A 25511-nucleotide genomic window follows, 5' to 3' on the forward strand; every position below is an offset into this window, starting at 1 on the left:
CCGGTCAGTCGGGCGCGGGGTCGGGCGTGTCGTGCGCGGCGAGGATCGTGAGCATCTCGCGGGCGACCATCGGTCCGGCGTTCTGGTTCTGTCCGGTGACGAGGTTGCCGTCGACGACCCAGTGGTTGGCGAGCGGGTCGCGGAACCTCGTCTCGCTCTCGAACTCGGCGCCGACCCGGCGGAGTTCGGTCTCCGGGTGGTGCGGCGTCGACCCGATGCCGAGTTCACGCACCTGCTTGTCGGTCACCGCCGACACCCGCCGCCCGGCCACGAGCGGTTCGCCATCGGTCCCCCGAGCGTTGATCAGACCGAGCGGTCCGTGGCACACCCCGCCGATGATCTTGCCGGCGGCGTTCGCCGCGGTCATCTGGTCGGCCAGCGGTTGCGAGAAGCCGAAGTCGAATGCCGCGCCCCAGCCCCCGGCGAGGAACACGATGTCGTACTCGGTGATGTCGACATCGGCGATCGACGGCGACTCGGTGACCTTGCGGCGGAACTCGTCGTCGGCGAGGAACCGGTCGTCCTCCGCGGTCCGGATCACCGGCTTGAGCGACATGGGATCGACGGGGACGACACCGCCGAGCGGGCTGGCGACGTCGACGTCCATGCCGGCATCGAGGAACGCGTAGTACGGCACGGTCATCTCGCTCGCGAACACGCCGGTCGGCTTGCCGATGTCGAGGGTGCCGTGGTTGGTCGCCACGATCAGCGCTCGCCGCCCGGGCAGCGAGAACTCCTCCGCCGCAGGGTCGTCCGGGTGGAGACCGAGTCGCTGCACGACCTTGCGGACGAGTCGGGCGGGCGGTGGTGGTCGTCGTGACACGGGTCCTCCGGTCGGCCGGCGGGTGGCGTAGGGCCACGGCTGGTTGCGTTCGGGAACGGCCCGCGCCCGTTCGGCCGCCAGAGCGGCGCGGAGCGCGGCGAACACGTCGGCGCAGGTGCCGTCGTGTGCTCGGTTCGCCGCTTCGATCGGATCGGCGTCGAGGTCGTAGAGCTCCCATTGGTCGGGCAGTGGGGTCGACCGGAACTGGTCGCCGGCAGGACCCGTGGCCGCCAGGTGGCGACGGCCCGGTTCGGTCCAGGTCGCCGGATCGTCGAAGGTGCGGACCAGCTTCCAGAGCGTGCCGTCGACCCGCTGGACGATGCCTTCGAAGTTCGCGGCGACGTGCGCCGGGACCCGGATCCGCAACGGCGCGGGTGGCCGCACGTCGCGGCCGAACCGCCGTGCCAGACCCGACGCTTCCGAGTCGCCCTCGAGCATGTTGTCGCGGGTCATCAGGTACACGCCACGCTCGGCGTCGGCACTGGTCGGGTCGTCGACGACCGGCATGAGGTTCGTGCCGGGCAACGGATGCACCTCGGAGAAGTCGCGCCGCAGTCGCTCACTCACGTCCGCCTGGTCGATTCCGGCTGCGGCGAGGAGTGTGGGCACGATGTCGACGTGCGAGGTCGGCGCCTCGGTGACCGTGGCAGGGCTGGTGACCCGGGTTCCGATGCGGGCGATCGAGAACGGCACCCGCGTCGCCTCGTCGTAGAGGTTGAACCACTTCTGGTGCAGCCCGCCGTGGGCGCCGAGCAGTTCGCCGTGATCGGACGTGCGCACGATCACGGCCTCGTCGGAGCCACCGTCGGTCACGGCACGACGGACCCGGTCGAGCGGGCCGTCGACCTCCGCGTGCAGGCGGTAGTAGAGGTCGCGGTACTCCTGCGCCCGGTTGCGGTACGTCGCCGCGACGCGGGCGGCCGGGCCGTACGCCGACGGGTAGGCCGAGCGGTAGGCGATCTGGGCCGCCGGTTTGGCGGCGAGGTCCTCGGTGGCCGTCGGCGGCGCGGCGACCGGTGGCGGGTCGAGCGGCGAGGGGTCCAACGGGGTTCCCCGCCGCGCCCACGCCGGGAACAGCACGATGTCGTGAGGGTTCACGAAACTCGCGACGAGCAGGAACGGTCGCAGCGCCGCTGCGTCACCGGCGCGGCGGCGGGCGTAGCGGTCGTGGAGCCAGGCGACGACGCGGTCGGCGATCAGCGGATCGCGTCGCACACCGGCGTTGGCGAGCGCTGCACCGTGGGGCTCGGGGCCGACCCATCCGTCGAACCCGAATGCGTCGAGTGGGTTGGCTTCCCGGTATCGGGCGTCCGCCGCGAGGTCGATGTTGCCGTGGTCGTCGTTGGTCGCCACCACGTTGCCGTCGTCGTCGATCAGGTCGGCGTGCGAGAGGTGCCACTTGCCGTCGTAGTGCGTGTCGTATCCCGCGGCACGGAACCAGTGCCCGAGCGTGGGCACTTCGCCCTCGGGAAGCCACCGCAGGCGCGAGTCGTCGGCCATCTTGCCGAGTCCGTCGGTCTGGGTGACGCCGTGGACGTCGGGATACTGCCCGGTGAAGATCGTCGGTCTGCTCGGCACGCACGCGAGCGAACCGGTGTAGTGACGACGGAAGTCGACCGCGTGGTCGTCGAACCAGGCTCGACCGGGCAGCGCGCAGCGACGCCACTCGGTCACCGCATCGGACTCGTACGGGGGCGCGGCACGCTCCTCGTCGGTCATCAGGATGACGATGTCGGGTCGGTGCGGCCCGCTCACGAGGTGACGCTGCGATCGACGTCGGCGGCGAGGCCGGCCAACATCTCGTCCGCGGCCGATCCGAACTTGCGGGCGATCACCTTGGCGATCAGCTGCTGTGGTGGGCGCGGGCCGGCGTCGATGTCGGTCCGGACGGCCACATCGGTGCGATCGTCGGGCGAACCGGTGGTGAGGGTCCAGGTCGTGACGACGGACCGGACGACCGGCGGCAGACCCGTGATCGAGTACGACAGCGTGGCGCCGGGGTCCCACACCTCGACGGTCTCGAGCAACGTGGTTCGCCCGGTCTGGATACGGCGGACCGCACCGATGCCCGTGGGCGTGTCGGTCATCGAGCACGAGTGGTCGACGTTGGACGCCCACCGGCTGATCCCCGGGAAGTCGGCCAGGACCGACCACACCGCGTCGAGCGGCGCAGCGACCGTCGCCCGCCGTTCGACGGTCGTCATCGGGCGGCGACCGCGTCGAGAACGACCTGCACGAGCTGCGGTGCCGCGTCCTCCTGGAAGAAGTGGTTGGCACGCTCGACGGTGACGTGCGGCTGTCCGGCCGCGCCCGGCACGAGCGAACGGAACGGCTTGTCGCCGCCCGCGGTCACGGGGTCGCTGTCGCTGAAGCAGCAGATCAGCGGCTTCTCCCAGTTCGTGAACACGTCCCAGGCCGCCCGGTTCGCCTCGGCGGCGGGGTCGTCGGGGCTGGTGGGGACGAGCGCCGGGAAGATCCGGGCTCCCGCCTTGAACGTGTCGTCGGGGAACGGTGCGTCGTACGCGGCGACCTCGCCGGGAGCGAGTTCGGCCTGCGTCGCGCTCTGGAGGAGGAATCCGACGTCGAAGACCGGGGTCGTCTGGCTGAACTTCTGCCACGCCAGGAACGCGTCGCTCGGCGAGTGATCCCCCGTCGGCAGACCGGTGTTGCCGACGATGACCCGGGCGAACCGATCGGGATGCTCGGCGACGAGACGCAGGCCGACGAGACCTCCCCAGTCCTGACCGAAGAACGTCGCGTCGCGCAGGTCGAGGTGGTCGACGACCACCGCTCGCATCCACGCGACGTGGCGGGCGTACGTGTAGTCGGACTGTTCGGTCGGCTTGTCGCTCTTGCCGAATCCGACCAGGTCGGGCGCGATGCACCGGTGGCCGGCCTCGACGAGCGCCGGGATCATCTTCCGGTAGAGATAGCTCCACGACGGTTCGCCGTGCATGAGCAGGATCGGGTGACCGTCACGGGGTCCCTCGTCGAGGTAGTGGACCCGCAGCGTGCCGCCGTCCTGGTCGTCGACGTCGACGTAGTGGGGAGCGAAGGGGTAGTCGGGGAGGTCGGCGAAACGTTCGTCGGGGGTACGGAGGGTGTGCATGTCACATACTTTCGCTGGGGTCGGTCGGTGGGGTCGTCGGGGCGACGGTGATCGTGTGCAAGTCGTCACCGAGTTCGATCGCGCCGTCGAAGTGTTCGGCGGCGAGGGCACGCCAATCGGCGCCGTCGCCGCCGGTGGGGATGGCCGGTACGTAGTGGGTGAGCACGAGCGTGCCGACGCCGGCGCGGGCGGCGGTCTGCGCCGCCTGCTCGGGCGAGGAGTGGTAGTCGAGCGTGTCCTGCAACCGCTGCAGCGGGACATCGGCGATGATGTCCTTGCGGATCACGGTGTGGACGACCGCGTCGGCGCCGTGGCACAGCGAGTCGAGCCCGACGCACGGCACCGTGTCGCCGGCGGTCACGACCGAGGCACCGTCGTGGTCGAACCGGAACCCGATGCTCGGCTCGACCGGTTTGTGGTCGGTCGGGGCACACGTGATCGTCGTCTGAGCGCCCAGCGGCACCGGCCCGGACTCGACCTCGATCACGGAGACCGGCGGCGGTTCGTTCAGGTCCTCGTGGTGAGCGATCCGGTACTCGATGTCGGGCCCCAGCGACGCGAGGATGTGGTTGACGACGGCACGGGTGCCGACCGGGCCGACGATCGTCAGCGGCGTCGGCGTGAAGGTCATCACCCATCGGGTGGTGATCACGTCGTTGAGGTCGGTGATGTGGTCGCTGTGCAGGTGGGTGATCAGCACGGCGGCGAGGTCGGCGGCGCCGAGCCCGGCCGCCGCGAGCCGCATCAGCACACCGCGGCCGGCATCGACGAGGTAGTGCTCGGCCTGCTCGCCCTCGCCCGTCGAGACGAGCGTCGACGGCCCGGCCCGGTCGGGGCTGGGCATCGGACTCCCGGTGCCGAGCAGGGTGATCGTGATGCTCATTGGCGACTCATCTCGGCCGCGGCCTCGGCCTCGCGCGCGGCGAGATCGGCCGGCGACAGCAGCTGGATGACGACCTCGTGCAAGGTGCCGGCGAACGCGAACGGCGCTTCGTACCGATTCGACACCGGCGAGCCGTGGTCGTGGCCCACGCTCGGCCCGACCGACGACATCATCCGCATGAACAGCGGCAGATCGATCGACCCCGCCGGCGCGCCGTCGATCTCGATCGCCATCCGCCCGACACGACCGTCGGCGCGACGAACCTGCACGACCACCGTCGAGTCGCCGACCGGCACGACCGCGTCGGACTCGAGGATCGTGTGCTCGTCGAAGGCGTTGTAGTCGACGACCAGCCGGTCGTCCTGCACGAAGACCGACAGCCCCGCGTTCTGCGTCCCGGATGCGTAGAGCACGCCGTCGTCGCCCGCGGCACGGGTGAGCTCGGCGGTCAGGTCGAAGCTGCGACCCCCGATTGCGGCCGACGCCTGCCCGGGCATCGGTGACATCGGCGGTCGGTACACGTACCGGCGGTCTTCCGGGTGCGGCGAGTTCGGTCGGAACCGGGCGCCGAAGAGCTCGATGGTCCGGTCGTCGAGCGGGAGTACACCGTGCCGCTCGGCCTCCTGCCACCACAGCGCGATCAGCTCCTGCAACCGGTCGGGTTCGGCGGCAGCCAGATCATCGCACTCCGACCAGTCGTGATCGAGGCGGTACAGCTCCCACGGTTCGGTGTCGTAGTCGGCCCCCGCCGTGTGCTTGCACACCGCCTTCCACCATCCGTCCGCGAACCTGCCGACGACCGCGCGACTGCCCGCCATCTCGAAGTACTGGAGCGTGTTGGTGGCAGGGGCATCGGCATCGGCGAGCACCGAGGCGAACGAGTGCCCGGTGACCGGGAGTTGCTCGACACCCCGGTACGTGTCGGGCGGTGTGATCCCGACGAGTTCGTAGATCGTCGGTGCGATGTCGGCGACGTTGACGAACTGGTCGCGTTTCGATCCGGTCGATGCAGCGTCGATCGCACCCGGGGCGTGCACGATCATCGGCACGTGCACGCCGCCCTCGTGCGTGTTCTGCTTGTACCACTTGAACGGCGAGTTGCCGCACTGTGCCCATCCCCACGGGTAGTTGGTGTGGCTGTGCGGCCCACCGATGTCGTCGATACGGTCGATCACGTCGTCGGGCAGGTCGAAGATGCCGTTGAAGAACTTCATCTCGTGCATGACGCCGAACGGCCCACCCTCCTGTGATGCCCCGTTGTCGGCGAGCACCACGAGGATCGTGTTGTCGAGCTGCCCCATGGCGCGGAGCCCGTCGACCAGCCGTCCGATCTGGTCGTCGGTGTGGTCGAGGAACGCGGCGAACGCCTCCTGCAAGCGGCAGGCCAGCCGCCGCTGGTTCTCGGGCAGGTCGTCCCACGCGTCGACACCGGGGTTGCGGGGAGCGAGTCGGGTGCCCTCGGGGATCACGCCCAGTTCGAGCTGCCGCTCGAACCAGCGCTGCCGGACGACGTCCCACCCGTCGTCGAAGGCGCCGCGGTACTTGTCGAGGTATGCCTGCGGTGCCTGGTGCGGTGCGTGGGTGGCACCGAACGGCACGTACGCGAAGAACGGTCGGTCGGGCCGCACGCCCTTGCTGTCGGAGACCATCCGCAGGAGTTGGTCGACGAGGTCTTCCGACACGTGATAGCCGTCGTCGGGACCTCCCGGCGGCGTGATCGGGTGGTTGTCGCAGATCAGGTCGGGATGGAACTGGTCGGTCTCCCCCTCGAGGAACCCGTAGAAGCGGTCGAAGCCACGACCGAGCGGCCACTGGTCGAACGGACCGGCGGCCGAACACTGCTCCATCGGCGCGAGGTGCCACTTGCCGACGCAGAACGTGGCGTATCCGACATCGCGCACGACCTCGGCCACGGTGGCGGCGTGGTGGCTGATGTGGCCCAGCTGGTTCGGGAACCCGGTTCGGAAGTTCGACACGGCGCGCATCCCGACGGCGTGCTGCGAGCGACCGGTCAGCAGCGAGGCGCGGGTCGGCGAACAGAGCGGTGTCACGTGGAAGTTGGTGAACTGCACGCCGCCGGCGGCGAGCGCGTCGACGTTCGGCGTGTCGATGTCGGAGCCGTAGCAACCGAACTGGGCGAACCCGGTGTCGTCGAGCAGCACGAGCACGACGTTCGGCGCCTCGGGGCCGGGGTGCGGCGGCTCGTCGTGCCAGGCCTCGGAGTCCGCGACGGTCCGCCCGATGCTGCCCTCGAATCGTGATGGTCGCGTCATGGGATCCTTTCGCTCACCACCGACCGTAACTTATGCGAGTGCTACTCTCAACTGTTGGAGGCCCCGCATGACCGAACCAGTGCCCACCGACGACATCGACGGACGCACCCTTCGCCGCGAGCGCGGTCGATCCGCCGTCACCGACGCGATGATCGAACTCGTGCTCGAGGGTCACCTCCCACCCTCCGTCGAACAGCTGGCGTCACGTGCCGGCGTGTCGGTCGCGTCGGTCTTCCGGTACTTCGACGGCCTCGACGACCTCCGACGCGCCGCGACCGAGGTGTACTTCGAGCGGTACGCCGACCTCTTCGAGATCCCGCAGATCGGTGAGGGCACCCGTGCCGACCGCATCGACCGCATCGTCGAGGTGCGGCTTCGGCTGTATCTCGTCGCCGGGCCGATGGGCCGCCTGGTCCGCATCCGCGCCCACGACGACGAGGCCGTCCGGGCCAGCCTGGCACGGCTGCGACTCACCTACGCCGACCAGATCCGCCACCACTTCGACACCGAACTGGCGGCTCGATCCACCGAGGAGCAGTCCGACCTGGTCGGTCTCGCGGCGACGCTGACATCGTTCGAGTCGTGGGAGCAGCTCCGCGAGCACCTGGGCCGCACCGATGCCGACATCGCCCGGTCGTGGACGCAGGCGCTCACCCACCTGTTCACCGCCACCTGACCGCGGTCGACCCGGCCCCGCTCGACCACCACCCAACCGATACGATCGCGCCGTGCCGCGCTACGAGTTCCGATGCCGATCGTGTGACGACGTCTTCGAAGTGCGTCGCCCGATGAACGAGTCGGGCGACCCGGCATCGTGCCCGAGCGGCCACGCCGACACCGTCCGGCTGCTCTCGGTCTTCGCCCGGACCGGAGCCGCCGACGCGACGCGGGCCGGCGGCGCGCCGACCGGCGGCGGTTGCTGCGGTGGCAGCTGCGGCTGCGGCTGAGCCGCCGTGCCCGAGTTCCGGCCGCCGGTCGTCGCCTATCTGTCGACGTTCCTGATCGTCGGGTTCTCGCTGAGCGTCCTCGGTCCGGCGTTGACCGAACTCCGCGATCGGACCGGGAGCGACATCGCCGACATCGGCATCCTGTTCGTCGGCCAGAGTCTCGGCTACATCGTCGGGTCGCTGTTCGGCGGGCGCCTCTACGACCGGTTCGACGGACACCGCGTGGCCGGCGCATCGCTGGTGCTGATGGCGGTCGGGCTGGCGCTCCTGCCCCAGTTCGATCACCGGAGCGGGTTGTTCCTCGCAGTCGCCGTGCTCGGCGCCGGCGCGGCGACCACCGACATCGGGGCCAACACCCTGCTGCTGTGGCAGCTCGGGCCCGCGAGCGGTCGAGCGATGAACATGCTGCACCTGTGCTTCGGGATCGGTGCGCTCTCGGCCCCACTCCTCGTGCACGTCGGCCTCGACCTGTCAGTGCGCGGCGCGGCCGTCGCGTGTCTCGCACTCGCCACGTGGCTCGTCGCCGTGCCGGCGCCGACCGCGCCCGCGGCGCGCGACGAGCACGTCGTGCACGACCGGCCGATGCTCGCGATCCTGGCGCTGTTCTTCCTGCTGTACGTCGGGCTCGAGGTCGGGTTCGCCGGCTGGGTGCAGACGTATGGCGAGGAGATCGAGTTCAGCGAACTCGCTGCGACGTGGTTGACCACCACGTTCTGGATCGGATTCACCGCCGGCCGGCTGCTGGCCAGTGCGTTGGGACACCGTTTCCGTCCCAAGGTGCTGCTGATGGCGTCGTGCAGCCTCACGATCGGGGCGGCGCTCGTGCTGATCGTCGGCGACGGCCGGACCGCTCCGGTCTGGGTCGGCGCGGCGCTGATGGGTGTGGCGACGGCACCCCAGTTCCCGGTGATGCTGACCTACCTCGAGCGGCGGATCACCGTCACCGGCGCTGCGACGGCGTGGTTCGTCGGCGGCGCCGGCGTCGGCGGACTGGTCTTCCCGTGGCTGATCGGTCGATGGTTCGACACCAGCGGGGCGTCGACCCTGCCCTGGGCGATGCTGGTCCTCGGCCTGCTGACGTTCGGGTCGTTCGGGCTGTCGAACCGCCGTCTCGGCGGCTGACGATCCGCGCCGATCACATCGTGAAGGCGAGATTGCGGGCGGCGCGTTCGCCGAGTTCGGCGTCGCCCTCCCACGCGATGCGACCGTCGTCGATCGGCAGCTGCGGATCGATCCGACCGCACGCGAGCAGCGCGAACGTCGTCGAGTCGGTGCGCAACGTCACATCGGGCGATTCCAACATCGCCACCTGCGCAGCCCGTCCGTCGACGGCGACGTGGAACATCCGGTCGATCGGGCCGGTCAGGTCGATCGTGATACCGGCGCCGTCGGGCAGACCCACCTTGCGACCGACGATGTAGCCGAGCGACATCTCGATCTCACGGATCGCCGCCTCGGCGGCGGGGCCGGTCTCGTGACCCGGCCGACCGAGCGGCACGCGGATGTCCTGCTCGTGCACCCAGAAGTCGAACACCCGGATGTCCATGAACCGCCCGTAGGTGCCGGGTCCGACCGGCGTCATGCAGGGCAGGTCGAACTCGTCGTCGGACATCGCCGCCAACTCGGCTCGGCGCCCGGCGATCACGTCGCGGTATCGCGCGAGCACCTCGGTGTCACTCAGGGCGGCGACCTCCTGCATCCACTCCCCCGCCTTCGCGAACGGCAGCGTCTCGGTCAGCGAGCCCGGGGCCTCGCCCAGGAGCATGTGCTCGATCGCGCCGAGGTGCTCCAACACCCCGCGCACCGACCAGTCGGGGCACAGCGACTGCGTCGTCCACTGGTCGGTGGTCAGGTCTTCGAACAGATCGTCGAGCGACGCCCAGCAGCGGTTGAGCTGATCGACCGCGGGTCGGTGGTTCATGAGGTGCTCCCTGTGGATGGCGGTGTTGCGGTCGAACGATCCCGATCGGCGGCGCCGACGACCTCGAAGCCGTCATCGGTGAAGCCGACCTCGACCCCACGGTTGATGCTCACCCAGTCGCGAGCCTCGAGATAGGGCCGGAATGCCTCGGCGATGCGGCGTTCGATCGCCTTCGTCTTCGGTTGCTGCAGTTCGTAGAGGTCGGGGAACTCGGTCCAGGCCGTGACCGCGTGCCACAGGCGCACCGCCGCGTCGCCCGTCGGCGGGTCGATCAGCACCGGTCCGAACAGGCAGTGATCACCGAAGAACAGCGTCGGCACGCCGTACCCGCCGGCGGCCACCACTCGATCGTGATCGTTGCGAACATCGTCGTGGGTGGTCGGGTCGGCGATCGCCGCATCGACGAGCGCCGGGTCGAGATCGAGCCGTTCGAGCAGATGGCGGGCCACCGCCGGCTCGTGTGGCCGGTTGCCGTCCTCGTGCAAGGCCTTGCCCGCGATCGCGTACCAGCGTCCGAGGTCGTCGTTGCTCGTGCGTCGGAGCAGGGCCCCGATCCGCATCAGCGACCAGCCGTACGACCACTCGCGTTCCCACGGGTGCTTCTTGCCATCGACCCGGTTGATCTCCTCGAGGCTGAAGAACTTCCAGGTGATCTCGAGGTCGAGTTGCCGACCGACGTCCCGGATCCACTTCGACGTCTGATAGGCGTACGGACACAGGACATCGAAATGGAAATCGATACCGGTGGGTGCTGGCGGTGCGCTCACGTGACTCCTCCACGTCGGATCCGTTCATCGTGGCACCCGCCCCCCGTCGACGGCGACCCGGGCGTCAGCCGAGCACCTGCCGGACTCGTCGTCGCAGGGTAGGCCCGACGTCGGCGGAACTCACGACCGCGCCGCGTCCCCGAGCGGGCCGATCGTGGCGCGGATCAGCGGCACGCCCGGCCGGTAGGCCAGGTGATGGTGCGTCGGAGCATCCAGCACGACCGCGTGACCCGCGGCGCCGGGAGCCAGGTGCCCGACGTCGTAGCGGCGGAGCGCGCGTGCGCCGCCCGACGTGACCGCCTGGACCGCCTCGTCGATCGTCATCCGCATCTCGCGAACGGCGAGCGCGATGCAGAACGAGATCGACGTCGTGTAGCTCGACCCGGGGTTGCAGTTCGAGGCGATCGCGACCCGCACGCCGGCATCGATCGCACGCCGGGCATCGGGATACGGCTGACGGGTCGAGAAGTCGGCGGCCGGGAGGAACGTCGCGACCGTGTCGCTCGCAGCGAGCGCCTCGATGTCGGCGTCGCTCAGGTACGTGCAGTGATCGACCGACGCACAACCGCACTCGACGGCGAGCTGCACCCCCGGTCCGTGGCCGAGTTGGTTGCCGTGCAGCCGCAGTCCGAGGCCCGCCACGCGTCCGGCGTCGAGCACGGCGCGGCACTGGTCGGCGTCGAACGCCCCCGTCTCGCAGAACGCGTCGACCCACGCCGCGTGCGGGGCCGAGTGCGCGAGCATCTCGTTGCACACCAGGTCGACGTACTCGTCGGCGCGCCCGGCGTACTCGTGCGGGAGCAGGTGGGCGCCGAGGAACGTCGTCTCCGGCGTGTGCGCGTGGGCGATCTCGAGCGACCGTCGCTCGTCGTCGACGTTCAGGCCGTAGCCGGACTTGATCTCGATCGTGGTCGTACCCGCCCGATGCGCCTCGTCGAGACGTTGCCGGACGAGCCGATCGAGCTCGGCCGTCGACGCCGTTCGTGTGGCCTCGGTCGTGACCCGGATCCCGCCACCGTCGTACGGTTCGCCCGCCATGCGTGCGGTGAACTCCGCCGAACGATCACCGGCGAAGACGAGATGCGTGTGGGAGTCGACGAATCCGGGCAGCACACAGGCCCCCGCGGCGTCGATGCGCTCGTCGCCGACGGCACCGGCGGGGCCGACGGACACGACGCGCCCGTCGACGATCACCACGGCGGCCCGTTCGACGATGCCGAGCGGTCCGCGGCCGAGTTCCGGTTGGTTGGTGATCAGCGAACCGATGTTGTCGATGACGAGCGCGCGGCCCGCGTCGACCGTTGCCGAGTCGGCAGCCATCCCGTCAGTCTCCCATCAGCTCGGGGATGATGTCGTCGAGTTCGGCGGAGACGTCGACCGCCAGGTGTCGGCCGTCGGCGACCACCGGGCGCCCGTCGATCAGCACGTCGGTGACGTCGGCCGCCACGGCGGAGAAAACGACCGCTTCGAGCAACGCGCGCTCGCCGGTGCCGGCCAGACGAGGCGTCGACGTCGACACGGTGACGAGGTCGGCTCGGCGACCGACCTGGATCGACCCGGCGTCGTCCCAGCCGAGGCACCGATGGCCGGCGACGGTGGCGGCGGCGAGCAGCGAGGCCGCCGGGTGCACGCCGCGCCGGCCCGAACGCAGCCGCTCGTCGAGTTCGACCGCCCGCGCCTCCTCGAACAGGTCGATGATCGCGTGCGAGTCGCTACCCAGTGAGAGGTCGACACCGGCGTCCACCAACCGGGCCGTCGGCCCGACGCCGTCGCCGAGGTCGCGTTCGGTGGTCGGGCACATGCACACGACCAACCCCTCGAGTGCCCGGATGTCGTCCGGGGTCAGGTGCGTGGCGTGGACGGCGGTGAACCGGACGTCGAGCAGACCCGCCTCGCGCAGTACCGAGACCGGTGTGACGCCGTATGCGGCGAGGCACCGTTCGTTCTCCTCGACCTGCTCGGACACGTGGGCGTGCACCGGCAGATCGCGCCCGCGCGCCCACGTCGCGACCTCGCGCATCGCGGCCGGGTCGACGGCACGGACCGAGTGGATTCCCGCTCCGAGCCGGGCGACTCCGGTGCCGATCGTCGAGTCGATGCCGTCGACCCGGTCGATCCAGGCCGCCACCGATCCGTCGGTGAAGCGTCGCTGCGCCCCGCTCGGCGCGCGATGACCGTCGGCGTCGAGTCCACCGTGGAGGTACAGCGTGTCGAGCAGCGTGATGCGGAGGCCGGCTGCCGATGCCGCCTCGACCAGCGCGGCCGCCATCACGTTCGGATCGTCGTACGGCCGGCCGTCGGGCCGGTGGTGCAGGTAGTGGAACTCACCGACGCACGAGATCCCCGCCATCGCCATCTCGGCGAACGTCGCGCGCGCGAGCCGGAGGTAGCGGTCGGGGTCGAGCCGTTCGGCGGCGGCGTACATGAGTTCCCGCCACGTCCAGAACGTTCCACCGTGGCGCTGGGTCCGTGACCGGAGCGAGCGATGGAACGCGTGGCTGTGTGCGTTGGCCAGGCCCGGGACCGTCACCCCGGCCAACCGGTGGTCACCGGCCGACGGAGCGGCACCGACCTGGACCGAGTGGAAGCGCCCGGCATCGACCGTGATGCGCACCGACGGTTCAACCGCTCCGTCGACCAGCGCGTGTTCGCACCAGTACCCGGCGTTCATGACCCGACGCGCTCGACGAACTCCGTGATGCGTTCGACGAAGGCGTCCCGATGGAACGCCTCGAACTCGGCCCACGTCGACAGCGTGGTCGGATCGCTCACCCGGTCGACGAACAACACACCGTCGAGGTGATCGCACTCGTGCTGCCACGTGCCGGCGGTGAGCCCGCGCTCGACCTGGTCGTGCTCGACGCCGTCACGGTCGAGATACCGAATCCTGACGTTGACGTTGCGTTGCACGTTGCCCCGCAGCGGGACCGACAGACACCCTTCGTTGATCTCGACCAGTTCGTCGTCGAGCGGCTCGATCACCGGGTTGATCGCGACGGTCAGCGGGATCCGCGGCTTGTAGGGATACCGAGGGTTGTCGGTGACCTCCATCACCGCGATCCGGAGCCCCTCGCCGACCTGCGGGGCGGCGATCCCGGCGCCGTCGGCATCGTGCATCGTGTCGATCAGGTCGTCGATCAGCGACTGGATCCGCTCGGTCGAGATCTGGTCGACCGGTACCGGACGGGCCACCTCGCGGAGCGTCGGATGCCCGATCGACAGGATGGGTCGGACGGCCATCAGCCCTCGTCCATCGGCACGCGCACGCCGCGCTCCGCGGCGACGTCGGCCGCCCGCTCGTAGCCGGCGTCGACGTGTCGGATCACCCCGGTCGCCGGGTCGTTGGTGAGGACCCGCTCGAGCTTCTCGGCGGCGAGGTCGGTGCCGTCGGCGACGCTGACCTGGCCGGCGTGGATCGACCGGCCGATCCCCACGCCACCCCCGTGATGGATGCTCACCCAGGTCGCGCCGGAGCAGGTGTTGACCAGCCCGTTCAGCAGTGGCCAGTCCGCGATCGCGTCGGAGCCGTCGAGCATGTCCTCGGTCTCGCGGTACGGCGATGCCACCGAGCCGGAGTCGAGGTGGTCACGCCCGATGACGACCGGCGCCTTCAGCTCGCCGGACCGCACCATCTCGTTGAACCGGAGTCCGAGTCGGTGGCGTTCGCCGTACCCGAGCCAGCAGATCCGCGCCGGGAGCCCCTGGAACGCGACCCGTTCCCCCGCCAACCGGATCCAGCGGGCGAGCCCCTCGTCGTCGGGGAACTCGTCGAGCACCGCTCGGTCGGTGGCGGCGATGTCGGCCGGATCGCCCGACAGCGCGACCCAGCGGAACGGGTCCTTGCCCTCGCAGAACAGTGGCCGGATGTATGCCGGCAGGAAACCCGGGTAGTCCATCGCCCGCTCGAAGCCACCGAGCTGCGCCTCGGCGCGCAGGCTGTTGCCGTAGTCGAACACCTCGGCGCCGGCGTCCATGAACCCGACCATCGCCTCGCAGTGCGTCGCCATCGCGGCGCGGGCGCGACGGGTGAACTCGCCCGGGTCGCTGAGCTTCAGTTCGGCGGCCGCCTCGGGTGCCAGGTCGTTGGGGAGGTAGCTGAGCGGGTCGTGGGCGCTGGTCTGGTCGGTGACGATGTCGGCCGCCACGCCGTCGGCGAGCAACCGTGGCAACACGTCGGCGGCGTTGCCGAGCAGGCCGACCGACAGCGGTCGCTTCGCCGCCTTCGCCTCGACGACGCGATGCACGGCCGAGTCGTAGTCGTCGGAGATCTCGTCGAGATACCGATGGTCGACGCGCCGCTGGAGCATGTGCTGATCGACGTCGACGATCAGCACGACGCCGTCGTTCATCGTGACGGCGAGCGGCTGCGCGCCGCCCATGCCGCCGGCACCGGCCGTGACGGTGAGCGTGCCGGCGAGCGTGCCGCCGAACCGCTTGCGGGCGATCTCGGCGAAGCACTCGTACGTGCCCTGGAGGATGCCCTGTGTGCCGATGTAGATCCACGAGCCGGCGGTCATCTGGCCGTACATCGTCAGGCCCTGATGTTCGAGCCGCCGGAACTCGTCCCAGTTCGCCCAGTCGGGCACGAGGTTCGAGTTGGCGATCAGCACCCTGGGGGCCCACTCGTGGGTCCGCAGTACCCCGACCGGCTTGCCCGACTGGACGAGCATCGTCTCGTCGCGCTCGAGCGTGGTCAGCGTGCGCAGCATCGCCCGGTACGCGTCCCACGACCGGGCGGCGCGACCGGTGCCGCCGTACACGACGAGCTGGTCGGGATTCTCCGCGACCGCCGGGTCGAGGTTGTTCTGGAGCATCCGGTAGGCGGCTTCCTGCTGCCAGCCGCGGCACGTCAGTTGCGTCCCGCGCGGTGCGGCGATGTTGGTGACCGGCGTACCAAGTTCCACGACGAAACGTCCCTTCCCGCTCGGCCACTCGGACGACCGGCGCGTCCTTGCAGTCTGGGCGGCCGTGTCCTAGGTTGTCAACTCACAACATTCATTGTCATGTGGTGACAGTCGCGACACCGCACGGCCGATCCGTACGAGAAAGCGAGCTGCTCGATGACGCTCACCACCGACGACCGACGCGATCCGACCGACCACGCCGTGCCGAGATCGGTCGGACGGGTGCTCGACCTGCTCGAGGTCGTGCTCGGCACGCCCGGGTGCACACTCACCAACGCCGCCGACGCGTGTGAACTCACGCCCACGACCGCGCTGCGACACCTCCGTGCACTCGAGGCGCGCGGCTACGTCGAGCGCGACCGGTCCGGCATCTACTCGGTCGGGCCGACCATGTCACGGCTGACCGCAGCCCTCGGCGACGACGATCCGATCCGCCGACTCGTCGCGGCCGCCCAGCCCCACCTCGACGCCCTCGCCGCGTCGACCGGCGAATCCGCCTACCTCGCCGTGAGCGACGGACGGACCGCCACCTACGTCGCCGCCGCCGAGAGCGACCGCGCGATCCGCCACGTCGGGTGGGTCGGCCAGAACGTCCCGCTCGACGGCACCGCACTCGGGGCCGCGCTCGCCGCGCCCGGCACCTGCGCCACCAGGACCGGGGCGGTCGAACCGGACATCACGGCCGTCTCCGTCGCGCTCCCGGTACCCGGCACCGTCGGCGTGGCGCTGTCCGTGATCGGGCCGCAGCACCGATTCGACGAGACCAATCGGCGCGAGCACGAACGGGCCCTGCTCCGCTCGGCAGCCACGCTGAGCCGACACCTCGGTGCGAGCGACGAGGTCGCATCATGATCGACCTCGACGGACCCGACGTCACGATCGACGACGTCGTACGGGTCGCCCGATACTGGGACAGCGTCGCGCTGACCCCGGCCGCGATCGACCGGATGTCGGCGGCCCGAGCCGTGGTCGAACGACTCGCCGAGGGCGAACCGAAGTACGGGATCTCCACCGGGTTCGGCGCGCTCGCGACCGTGTCGATCCCCGCCGACCGGCGCCGAGCCCTCCAACTCGCACTCATCCGATCACACGCGGCGGGCATGGGCGAGCCGGTCGAGACCGAGGTCGTGCGCGCGATGGTGTTCCTGCGGGCCCGAACGCTCGCGATGGGCCACAGCGGAGCTCGCCCACTCGTCGCTCAGGCGATGGTCGATCTCGTCAACGCCGGTATCACGCCGATCGTGCCCGAGTACGGCTCGCTCGGGGCGAGCGGCGACCTGGCACCGCTCGCGCACGGGGCACTGGCGTTGCTCGGCGAAGGTGAGGTCCGCCACGATGGCCGCACCCGACCGGCGGCCGACGCACTCCGCGACGCCGGACTCGCGCCGATCCGGCTCGCCGAGAAGGAAGGGCTCGCGGTCACCAACGGCACCGACGCGATCCTCGGCATGCTCTGTCTGGCCGTCGACGACACACGACGGCTGCTCACCCAGGCCGACATGGTGGCCGCCATGACGGTCGAAGGGCTCTTGGCGACCGACGCGCCGTTCGCCGCCGACCTCCAGGCGCTGCGACCGCACCTCGGCCAGGCGACCAGTGCCCACAACCTGCGCACGATGCTGGCCGACTCCCCGATCGTCGCGAGCCACACGAACGACGATCCCCGCGTCCAGGACGCCTACTCGATCCGGTGCACACCGTCGGTCCACGGCGCCGCGCGCGACACGCTCGACCACGCCCGGCGCGTGGTCGAGGTCGAGTTGGCCTCGGCGATCGACAACCCGATGGTGCTCGCCGACGGTCGTGTCGAGTCGTGCGGCAACTTCCACGGGGCACCGCTCGGGTTCGTCGCCGACTTCCTCGCGATCGCGCTCGCCGAGATCGGCGCGATCTCCGAACGCCGGATCGACCGGATGCTCGACCGCACACGCAGCCACGGTCTGCCGCCGTTCCTGGCCCACGAGGTCGGCGTCGACAGTGGCCTGATGATCGGGCACTACACGGCGGCGGCGATGGCGTCGGACAACAAGCGGCTCGCCGCCCCCGCCTCGGTCGACTCCCTACCCACGTCGGGCATGCAGGAGGACCACGTGTCGATGGCATGGCTCGCGGCGCGCAAACTCCGCAAGGTGGTCGACAACGTCCGCCGCATCCTCGCCGTCGAGTACGTGTGTGCGGCTCGGGCGATCGAACTCCGGGCCCCGCTCGAGCCGGCTCCCGCCACCGGTGTCGCGCTCGCCTCGCTGCGCACCGTCGTGCCGGGAGTCGGCCCGGATCGGTACCTGTCGCCCGAACTCGGCGCCGTCGAACAGCTGCTCGGTGATGGGGCGATCGACGCCGCGCTCGGCGACGCCGGGGTGATGCTGCGGTAGCGCCGACGATTGGTCTCCGGTGTCACCGGGTACACGCGGGTGACATCCGCCCGACAGAGAGGAAACCCCCGTGTCACCCACCTACTCCCCCCACTCGCCCGCCACGACGCCCCGCCCGGCCCGCCGATTTCGCCGTGCGTTGGCCATCGGCGCCGTCGTGTCGCTCGCAGCAGCCTGCGGCGGCGACGACGACACCCTCGAGGGAGCGGCCGACGACCTCAGCGCCGATCTCAGCGCCGATGACGTCGAGGATGCCGCCGACGACGTCGCAGATGCCGCCGACGACATCGCCGACGACGCCGAGTCCGGCGCAGCGGATCTCGCGGACGCGCTTCGGGACAACGGTCTCGGATCGATCGCGACGGCCGTTTCGGCGATCGATTTCGGCGAGATCACCGACACCCCCGAGTTCACGTTCTTCGCCCCGAACGACGAGGCGTTCACCGCTCTGACGTCCGACGAACTGACCGACCTGCTGGCTCAGCCCACCGAGATCGCCGACGTGCTGCGCAATCACACGATCGGCGAGCGCGTTGCGGCCGGCGACCTCACCGACGGCATGGAGCTCACCACCGAGGCCGGCAACGTGTTGACCGTCTCGATCGACGGCGACACCGTCATGGTCGGCGACGCCACCGTGGTCACGACCGACGTCGACGTCGACGACGGCGTCGTCCACGTCGTCGACGCACTCATCGTCCCCTGATCGAAGCCTCTCGACCGACGACCGGATGTCACCCCTGGCGGAAGATCAGCAACGCCAGGGGTGGCAGGTCGACGATCACCGAGGCGTCGAAACCGTGGGTCGCCTCGCCATCCGCGACCAGCCGCTCCGGGGCGGCCATGCCGGAGCCGCCGTACCCGGGATCGTCGCTGTTGGCGAGCAGTTCCCACGTACCACCGGTCGCACCCAGGCGGTAGCCGTGACGAGGCGCCGGCGTGTTGTTCATCACCACGAGAACCGTGTCGTCGCCGTCGGAACGCAGGAACGCGAGCACGCTCTGCTCGTGGTCGTCGTTGACGACCCACCGGAACCCAGCCGGGTCGCGATCGACCCGATGCAGCGCCGGCACCTCGCGATACAGCTCGTTGATCCGGCGCACCCAGCCCTGGACACCGGCGTGTGCCGCGTCGCCCAACACCGGCCACGGCAGCTCGGCTTCGTGGTTCCACTCGTCGGGCGAGCCGAACTCGCCACCCATGAACAGGAGCTTCTTGCCGGGCGCCGTCCACTGGTAGCCGAGCAGCAGACGGAGGTTCGCGAACTGCTGCCAGCGGTCGCCGGGCATCTTGGTGAGCAGGCTGCCCTTGCCGTGCACGACCTCGTCGTGGGAGAGCGGCAGGACGTAGTTCTCCGAGGCCTGGTACACCGACCGGAACGTGATCCGGTCGTGGTGCCACTGTCGATGGATCGGGTCCTGCGACAGGTATTCGAGCGTGTCGTGCATCCAACCCATGTCCCACTTGAACGCGAACCCGAGACCGCCTGCGTCGGCAGGGTTGGTGACACCGGGCCACGCCGTCGACTCCTCGGCCACCATCAGCACGTCGGGGAACGCGCCGTACACCGTGCGGTTGAGATCTTGCAGGAACGCGACCGCCTCGAGGTTCTCGTTGCCGCCGTGGATGTTCGGAATCCACTCGCCGTCTTCGCGGGAGTAGTCGAGGTAGAGCATCGAAGCGACCGCGTCGACGCGCAGCCCGTCGACGTGGAATTCGTCGAGCCAGAAGTGGGCCGACGAGAGCAGGAACGACCGGACCTCGGGCCGCCCGTAGTTGAACACGAACGACTTCCAGTCGGGGTGGAAACCCTGCTTCGGATCGGCGTGCTCGTACAGATGGGTCCCGTCGAAGTAGCCGAGCGCGGCTTCGTCGGTCGGGAAGTGCGACGGCACCCAGTCGAGGATCACGCCGACCCCCGCCTGGTGCAGGATGTCGACGAGTTGCATCACGTCGTCGGGGCGGCCGTAGCGCGCCGTCGGCGCGAAGTACCCGGTGCTCTGGTACCCCCATGACCCGTAGAACGGGTGCTCCATGATCGGGAGCAGCTCGACGTGTGTGAAGCCCATGTCGACGCAGTAGTCGGCGAGTTGGCGGGCGAGCGCCTCGTACCCACCCGGCTCGTAGCGCCACGAGCCCAGGTGCACCTCGTAGGTGGAGATCGCAGCGTCGTGACGGTTGCGTTCGCCGCGGCCGGTCATCCAATCGGCGTCGCTCCAGTCGTGGGACGCCGCCGCGATGATCGAGGCCGTCTCGGGAGCGATCTGCGAAGCCCGGGCGAACGGGTCGGACTTCGCGACGTGGTGCACACCGTCGGCCGACACCACCGAGAACTTGTAGAGGTCGCCGACCGAGTAGCCGTCGAACGTGCCGCGCCACACGCCGGACGTGTCGGGCTCGAGCGCGTGTTCGCCGGGACGCCACCCGTTGCGCTCGGACACGACCGACACGGCGGACGCGTTGGGTGCCCACACCCGGAAGGTCGTCGCCGACCCGGTCGGGTGGGCGCCCATCACCTCCCAGAGTCGGGTGTGGCTCCCGGCGGCCAGATGCCACGCATCGTCAGCATCGAACGCCCTCGTCATCGGCCGGCCCCCGGGTACCTCATCGCAACAGCCTACGATGATGTCATGTCCACGGCTTCAAACGACCGAGTGCTCAGCATCGTCCTCGCCGGTGGAGAGGGCAAACGACTCATGCCCCTCACGCTCGACCGCGCCAAACCGGCGGTCCCCTTCGGCGGCAAATACCGCCTGATCGACTTCGCGATCTCGAACCTCGTCAACGGCGGGTTCCGCAAGGTCGTCGTGCTGACGCAGTACAAGAGCCACAGCCTCGACGTGCACATCTCGCTGACCTGGCAGCTGTCGACGTTGCTCGGCAACTACGTCACCACCGTCCCGGCCCAGATGCGGAAAGGCCCCCGGTGGTTCACCGGTTCGGCCGACGCCCTGTTCCAGAACATGAACCTGCTCGACGACATGCGCCCCGACCACGTGATCGTGTTCGGCGCCGACCACATCTACCGCCTCGACCCGCGTCAGATGCTCGACTTCCATCGCGAACAGGGTGCCGGTGTCACCGTTGCGGGCATCCGTGTGCCGGCCGAGGAGGCGTTCCAGTTCGGGGTGATCGAAAAGGAGGACGACTCCACCAAGATCGTCAAGTTCCACGAGAAGAACCCCGACGCACCGCGACTCGCCGACGCACCACACCAGGTCCTCGCGTCGATGGGCAACTACATCTTCGACGCCGAGGTGTTCCGCGAGATCATGACCGCCGACGCGAACGACGAGAACTCCAAGCACGACGTCGGCGGCGACATCATCCCGAAACTCGTCGCCGCCGGCCAAGCGCACGTGTACGACTACACGACCAATGTCGTGCCGGGCGAGACCGGGCAGGAGGACCACTACTGGCGCGACGTCGGGACCCTGGACTCCTACTTCGATGCGCACATGGATCTCGTCGCGCGACTCCCGGCGTTCGACCTCTACAACCACGACTGGCCGATCTTCACCCGGACGCTCACCGAACCTCCGGCGAAGATCACCGAGGGCGACAGCGGTCCGAGCAGCATCTCCAACTCGATCCTCGCGAGCGGTGTGATCGTCTCCGGGGGCATCGTCAACAGCTCGGTGCTGTCGGGCGGGGTCACCGTGACCGACGCCGAAGTGCAGGACTCGGTGTTGATGCAGGGCGTGCAGGTCGGCTTGGGGGCTCGTTTGCGGCGCTGCATCATCGACAAGAACGTCGTGATCCCGCCCGGGTTCGAGATCGGTCACGACCTCGACGCCGACCGCGAACGCTTCACCGTCTCCGACGGCGGCGTCGTCGCCGTCGCCAAGAACACGATCATCGCCTGACCATCCGGATCGAACACGATCATCGCCTGACCATCCGGATCCCGGCCTGAATCCGGTCGTCGGGCCCGGCAGACGGCGTTCGCGCTGTCGCCGCTGGTTCGGCAGGGCGCCAGAACGACGACGTCGCGCCGAAGGGCGTTGACCCGACGATCACAGTCGGAACTCGTCGCACCGACCGGTACAGCACGGGCGAAGAACGGGTCGAACCCATGACTTCGGTCCGTACCGAACCCGACCAGCAGCGTCTGGCTCCACTGGAACTCGGCCGAGAGCGCCGCCCGGCCTGACGCCGACTCTCGGCGCCGACCTCGCCGTGCCCTCCCCGGGTTCGCGTCCGCCCCGAGTCGACCCCGTCGCACGCTGGTCGGTGACGATGAAGCGAGCAGTTCGTTATAAGACTATGATCATTGCAACATTACGCCGGACGTGCCGGGGCACGAGGGCGGACGGTCCAGACAATGCCGCGCGGGCGAACCACGGGTTCGTCAGCGAGTCGACGAGTGGGGATCTCGAGTGAGAACGCAACCGGTCATCAGAAAAGAGGATCATCGGCTGCTGGTGGGCACGGCCGACTTCGTCGACGATCTCGGTGGCGACGACACGCTCCACCTGGCGTTCGCACGCTCGATCAACGCCCACGCCCTGATCCGAGGAATCGACATCCAGTCGGCGAGCTCAGCCCCGGGAATCATCGGCGTGTATCTCGGCACGGACGTCGGTATCGCTCCCCAACGGGGATACCACTCACTCGATGCTGCGTTCGACCGCCCGCCGCTCGCCATCGAGCGTGTCCGATTCGTCGGTGAGCCCCTCGCCGCGGTCGTCGCACGATCACGGTCACTTGCGGCCGATGCCGCAGAGCTCGTCGAGGTCGACTACGAGTCACTCCCCGTCGTCGTCGATCAGGAGGTTGCGGCCGAGCCGGACGCACCGCAGTTGTTCCCTGATCATGGGACCAACGTCGCACTGGAGATGAGCTTCGGAGAACCCGACGAGATCTTCGACGACGTCGATCACGTCATCTCGGCGCGTTTCGTGAACCAGCGTCTCGCCTGTAGTCCGATGGAACCGAACTCGGTGTACGTGGAGCCGGGCGCCGACGGTCGTCTGTCGGTCTGGCTGTCGACACAGCGTCCGCATGCGGCACGAGACGCGATCGCCCGAGCGCTCGAGCTGCCGTCGGAAGCAATCCGAGTGATCGCGCCACACGTGGGCGGCGGTTTCGGAGGAAAGTTCGAGGTCTATCCGGAGCTGTTCGTCGCTGTCTGGGTCGCTCATCGACTCGGACGGTCGGTCAAGTACATCGAAGCGCGCACCGAGAACCTGATGAACATGCCGCATGGCCGAGGGCAGATCCAAGACGTCGAACTCGGACTGCACGACGACGGGACGTTCCACGGGCTGCGAGTCCGCGTCTTCGCCGACGCCGGGGCATACCCGTCGCTCGGCGCGCTCATTCCCAACGCGACACAACGTGTCCTGGCCGGACAGTACCGATTCGAACAGATTGCCTTCTCGGCCAAGAGTGTCGCCACCAACACGACGCCTGTGGGCGCGTACCGGGGTGCCGGGAGACCGGAAGCGATCACACTCCTCGAGCGAATCATCGACATCGCCGCCGACGAGCTGGGCGTCGACCCGATCGAACTTCGCCGCCGCAACATGTTCAGCGCCGACGAGTTCCCCGTCGTGACCGCCACGGGAGCCGAATACGACACCGGGTCGTACGCCGAAGCGCTCGAGCATGCGCTCGAGACCGCCGGTTACGCCGACCTTCGATCGCGCCAAGCCGAGCAACGCCGTGCCGGGTCGAGCACCGTGCTCGGCATCGGAGTCGCGAACTGGGTCGACGCGACACCGTTCCAGCTCACACGGGAGTACGCGTCGCTCGCGCTCGAGGTCGTCGACGGTCGCGTGGAGGCACAGCTGGCCGTCGGGACTTCCGACCACGGCCAAGGCCACGACACGACGTTCTCGGGCGTCGTCGAGCGACTGCTCGGCATCTCCACCGACTGCGTGACCTACACCCGACCCGACACCGACGTGATCCCGCGAGGTGACGGCACCGGTAGCGCCCGCTCCGCGCAGGTGGGGGGTGGCGCGTCCCATGCCGCCGGCATGGAGATGATCCGACTCGCGCGCTTGATCGCCGGCGACCTGTTGGAAGCCGACCCCGAGGACGTGGCGTTCGATCCGACCGGCACGTTCGCGGTGCAAGGTGTTCCCTCACGAACTGTCGATCTCGTCGACGTCGTCGAGGCGGCCCGAACCCATGACGGCCTCTCGCCGACGACGCGCCAAGCTGTCGGCGGTGAGGGCCTTCGGGTCGCGATCGACTGGGAGCAGGTCGGCTCGACGTACCCGTCCGGTTCTCACGTGGCGGTCGTCGACGTCGATACGCAGACCGGATCGGTCGCACTCCGACGCTTCATCGCCGTCGACGACTGCGGTGTGGCCATCGAGCCGACCCTGGTTCGGGGCCAACAGCACGGGGGGACGGTTCAAGGGATCAGCCAGGCCCTCTTCGAAGGGGTGCACTACGATCGGGACGGCAACCCGCTGACGTCGACGTTCATCGACTACTTGCTGCCCTCCGCCGCAGACGTGCCCTCCTTGGAAGTCGATCTGATCGAAACGCCCACCTTCATGAATCCCCTGGGCGCGAAGGGCATCGGTCAAGGCGGTGCGATCGGCGCGGCTGCGGCCGTCCAGAACGCCGTGGTCGATGCGGTGAGCCACCTCGGTGTCCGCCACATCGACATGCCGCTGTCCCCATTTCGGGTGTGGTCAGCGATCCACGACGTTCAATCGGATCGATGTGGCGAGCAAACGAGCGCGGCGACGAAGCAGACGACCAACAAGGAGCAGTCATGGGCAGAGTAGACGGCAAAGTGGTACTGATCTCGGGTGGGGCGAGAGGACAAGGTGCCCACGAAGCGGCCCTGTTGATCGACGAAGGTGCCAGCGTGATGATCGGCGACATTCGACAAGAGGAGGGCAGCGCCGTCGCGACGCGTCTCGGAGACCGTTGCCGGTACGTTCCGCTCGACGTCACGGACGAATCCGACTGGGAGCGCGCCGTCGATGCGACGCTCGACACCTGGGGACGACTGGACGTCCTCGTGAACAACGCCGGCATCGTCGACATGACGCCGATCGAGGACACGACGCGTGAGGCCTATGAACGAATCATCGCTGTCAACCAGACCGGAACGTTCCTCGGTATGCGCAGCGTCATCGATGCCATGAAAGACAACGGAGGCTCGATCATCAACATCTCGTCCACGGCCGGGCTGATGGGTGTCCCCGGAGTCATGGCCTACTCGGCCAGCAAGTGGGCGGTGCGTGGCATGACCAAGAGTGCGGCCCTCGAACTGGCGCGATACGGCATCCGGGTCAACTCGGTACACCCCGGGGTGATCGACACCGACATGGTGCGCGACCCGAACGTGAACAGCCACGATGCGGATGCCGCCTGCGCGAAGTTTCCGATACCGAGGATCGGTCGCCCCGAAGAGTGCGCCAACATGGTGCTCTTCCTCGCGAGCGACGAGAGCAGCTACTCGACCGGGGCCGAGTTCGTTCTCGACGGCGGCTACACAGTGGGACGCTTCTGACAGGACGAGGTCCAACCCCGACGGTCCCA

At 69.2% G+C, this 25511-nt stretch carries 21 protein-coding genes; 9 read left to right on the forward strand and 12 right to left on the reverse strand.

What is annotated here, in order from left to right; translation table 11 throughout:
• Positions 1-4 precede the first annotated feature (4 nt).
• The 5 genes from R8G01_11305 to R8G01_11325 are packed head-to-tail and all read right to left on the reverse strand — an operon-like array spanning position 5 to position 7088.
• Entirely contained in the window at positions 5-2578 is a 2574-nt protein-coding gene (locus R8G01_11305; protein MDW3214579.1) for a sulfatase-like hydrolase/transferase, read from the reverse strand.
• Positions 2575-3027 (reverse strand): SRPBCC family protein, encoded by a 453-nt coding sequence (locus tag R8G01_11310; protein ID MDW3214580.1) that lies wholly within the window; start codon positions 3025-3027, stop codon positions 2575-2577. The genes R8G01_11305 and R8G01_11310 overlap by 4 nt, the downstream gene beginning before the upstream one ends.
• Positions 3024-3932 carry a haloalkane dehalogenase gene (locus R8G01_11315; GenBank protein ID MDW3214581.1) on the reverse strand — a complete coding sequence of 303 codons (909 nt, stop codon included), beginning with the start codon at positions 3930-3932 and terminating at the stop codon, positions 3024-3026. Before R8G01_11315 ends, R8G01_11310 begins: the two co-directional genes overlap by 4 nt.
• A gap of 1 nt (position 3933) precedes the next feature.
• The gene (locus tag R8G01_11320; protein MDW3214582.1) at positions 3934-4815 is read right to left on the reverse strand and encodes a ribonuclease Z; all 882 of its coding nucleotides are present in this window, start codon (positions 4813-4815) and stop codon (positions 3934-3936) included.
• Positions 4812-7088, reverse strand: coding sequence for an arylsulfatase (locus tag R8G01_11325; protein ID MDW3214583.1), 2277 nt, complete (start codon positions 7086-7088; stop codon positions 4812-4814). The genes R8G01_11320 and R8G01_11325 overlap by 4 nt, the downstream gene beginning before the upstream one ends.
• 67 nt (positions 7089-7155) lie before the next feature.
• Between R8G01_11325 and R8G01_11330 the strand changes: the two genes are divergently transcribed.
• From R8G01_11330 to R8G01_11340, 3 genes are read left to right on the forward strand one after another with little or no spacing between them, the layout of a single operon-like run.
• Positions 7156-7764: a TetR/AcrR family transcriptional regulator gene (locus R8G01_11330; protein MDW3214584.1), complete on the forward strand. Its 609-nt coding sequence runs from the start codon at positions 7156-7158 to the stop codon at positions 7762-7764.
• Between the two features lie 52 nt (positions 7765-7816).
• Positions 7817-8035 (forward strand): zinc ribbon domain-containing protein, encoded by a 219-nt coding sequence (locus tag R8G01_11335; GenBank protein MDW3214585.1) that lies wholly within the window; start codon positions 7817-7819, stop codon positions 8033-8035.
• A gap of 6 nt (positions 8036-8041) precedes the next feature.
• Positions 8042-9157 carry an MFS transporter gene (locus R8G01_11340; GenBank protein MDW3214586.1) on the forward strand — a complete coding sequence of 372 codons (1116 nt, stop codon included), beginning with the start codon at positions 8042-8044 and terminating at the stop codon, positions 9155-9157.
• Between the two features lie 13 nt (positions 9158-9170).
• Here the strand turns inward: R8G01_11340 and R8G01_11345 are convergent, their stop codons facing one another.
• The 6 genes from R8G01_11345 to hutU all read right to left on the reverse strand — a co-directional run bounded on the left by R8G01_11345 (position 9171) and on the right by hutU (position 15627).
• Positions 9171-9956: a maleylpyruvate isomerase family mycothiol-dependent enzyme gene (locus tag R8G01_11345; protein ID MDW3214587.1), complete on the reverse strand. Its 786-nt coding sequence runs from the start codon at positions 9954-9956 to the stop codon at positions 9171-9173.
• Entirely contained in the window at positions 9953-10723 is a 771-nt protein-coding gene (locus tag R8G01_11350) for a DsbA family protein (GenBank protein MDW3214588.1), read from the reverse strand. Before R8G01_11350 ends, R8G01_11345 begins: the two co-directional genes overlap by 4 nt.
• A 120-nt stretch (positions 10724-10843) precedes the next feature.
• Positions 10844-12043, reverse strand: a complete 1200-nt coding sequence (gene hutI, locus R8G01_11355; GenBank protein MDW3214589.1) for an imidazolonepropionase — start codon at positions 12041-12043, stop codon at positions 10844-10846.
• Positions 12044-12047: 4 nt separating this feature from the next.
• Complete coding sequence (locus tag R8G01_11360; protein ID MDW3214590.1) at positions 12048-13394, reverse strand: formimidoylglutamate deiminase; 1347 nt, start codon at positions 13392-13394, stop codon at positions 12048-12050.
• Complete coding sequence (gene def, locus R8G01_11365) at positions 13391-13963, reverse strand: peptide deformylase (GenBank protein MDW3214591.1); 573 nt, start codon at positions 13961-13963, stop codon at positions 13391-13393. Before def ends, R8G01_11360 begins: the two co-directional genes overlap by 4 nt.
• Positions 13963-15627, reverse strand: a complete 1665-nt coding sequence (gene hutU / locus R8G01_11370; protein MDW3214592.1) for a urocanate hydratase — start codon at positions 15625-15627, stop codon at positions 13963-13965. The genes def and hutU overlap by 1 nt, the downstream gene beginning before the upstream one ends.
• A gap of 156 nt (positions 15628-15783) precedes the next feature.
• Here hutU and R8G01_11375 point away from each other — a divergent pair, with 156 nt between their 5' ends.
• From R8G01_11375 to R8G01_11385, 3 genes are all read left to right on the forward strand, one after another.
• Positions 15784-16479, forward strand: a complete 696-nt coding sequence (locus R8G01_11375) for a helix-turn-helix domain-containing protein (protein ID MDW3214593.1) — start codon at positions 15784-15786, stop codon at positions 16477-16479.
• On the forward strand, positions 16476-17999 hold the full coding sequence (hutH, locus tag R8G01_11380) for a histidine ammonia-lyase (protein ID MDW3214594.1): 1524 nt from the start codon (positions 16476-16478) through the stop codon (positions 17997-17999). Before R8G01_11375 ends, hutH begins: the two co-directional genes overlap by 4 nt.
• A gap of 70 nt (positions 18000-18069) precedes the next feature.
• The gene (locus R8G01_11385) at positions 18070-18705 is read left to right on the forward strand and encodes a fasciclin domain-containing protein (protein MDW3214595.1); all 636 of its coding nucleotides are present in this window, start codon (positions 18070-18072) and stop codon (positions 18703-18705) included.
• Between the two features lie 28 nt (positions 18706-18733).
• Here the strand turns inward: R8G01_11385 and glgB are convergent, their stop codons facing one another.
• Positions 18734-20584, reverse strand: a complete 1851-nt coding sequence (gene glgB, locus R8G01_11390; protein MDW3214596.1) for a 1,4-alpha-glucan branching protein GlgB — start codon at positions 20582-20584, stop codon at positions 18734-18736.
• A gap of 45 nt (positions 20585-20629) precedes the next feature.
• Here glgB and glgC point away from each other — a divergent pair, with 45 nt between their 5' ends.
• From glgC to R8G01_11405, 3 genes are all read left to right on the forward strand, one after another.
• Positions 20630-21865: a glucose-1-phosphate adenylyltransferase gene (gene glgC, locus R8G01_11395; protein ID MDW3214597.1), complete on the forward strand. Its 1236-nt coding sequence runs from the start codon at positions 20630-20632 to the stop codon at positions 21863-21865.
• Between the two features lie 513 nt (positions 21866-22378).
• Complete coding sequence (locus tag R8G01_11400; GenBank protein ID MDW3214598.1) at positions 22379-24748, forward strand: xanthine dehydrogenase family protein molybdopterin-binding subunit; 2370 nt, start codon at positions 22379-22381, stop codon at positions 24746-24748.
• On the forward strand, positions 24736-25482 hold the full coding sequence (locus tag R8G01_11405) for an SDR family oxidoreductase (protein ID MDW3214599.1): 747 nt from the start codon (positions 24736-24738) through the stop codon (positions 25480-25482). The genes R8G01_11400 and R8G01_11405 overlap by 13 nt, the downstream gene beginning before the upstream one ends.
• Positions 25483-25511: the final 29 nt, after the last annotated feature.

Source organism: Ilumatobacteraceae bacterium (genome assembly GCA_033344875.1).
Taxonomy (GTDB): Bacteria; Actinomycetota; Acidimicrobiia; order Acidimicrobiales; family Ilumatobacteraceae; genus Ilumatobacter.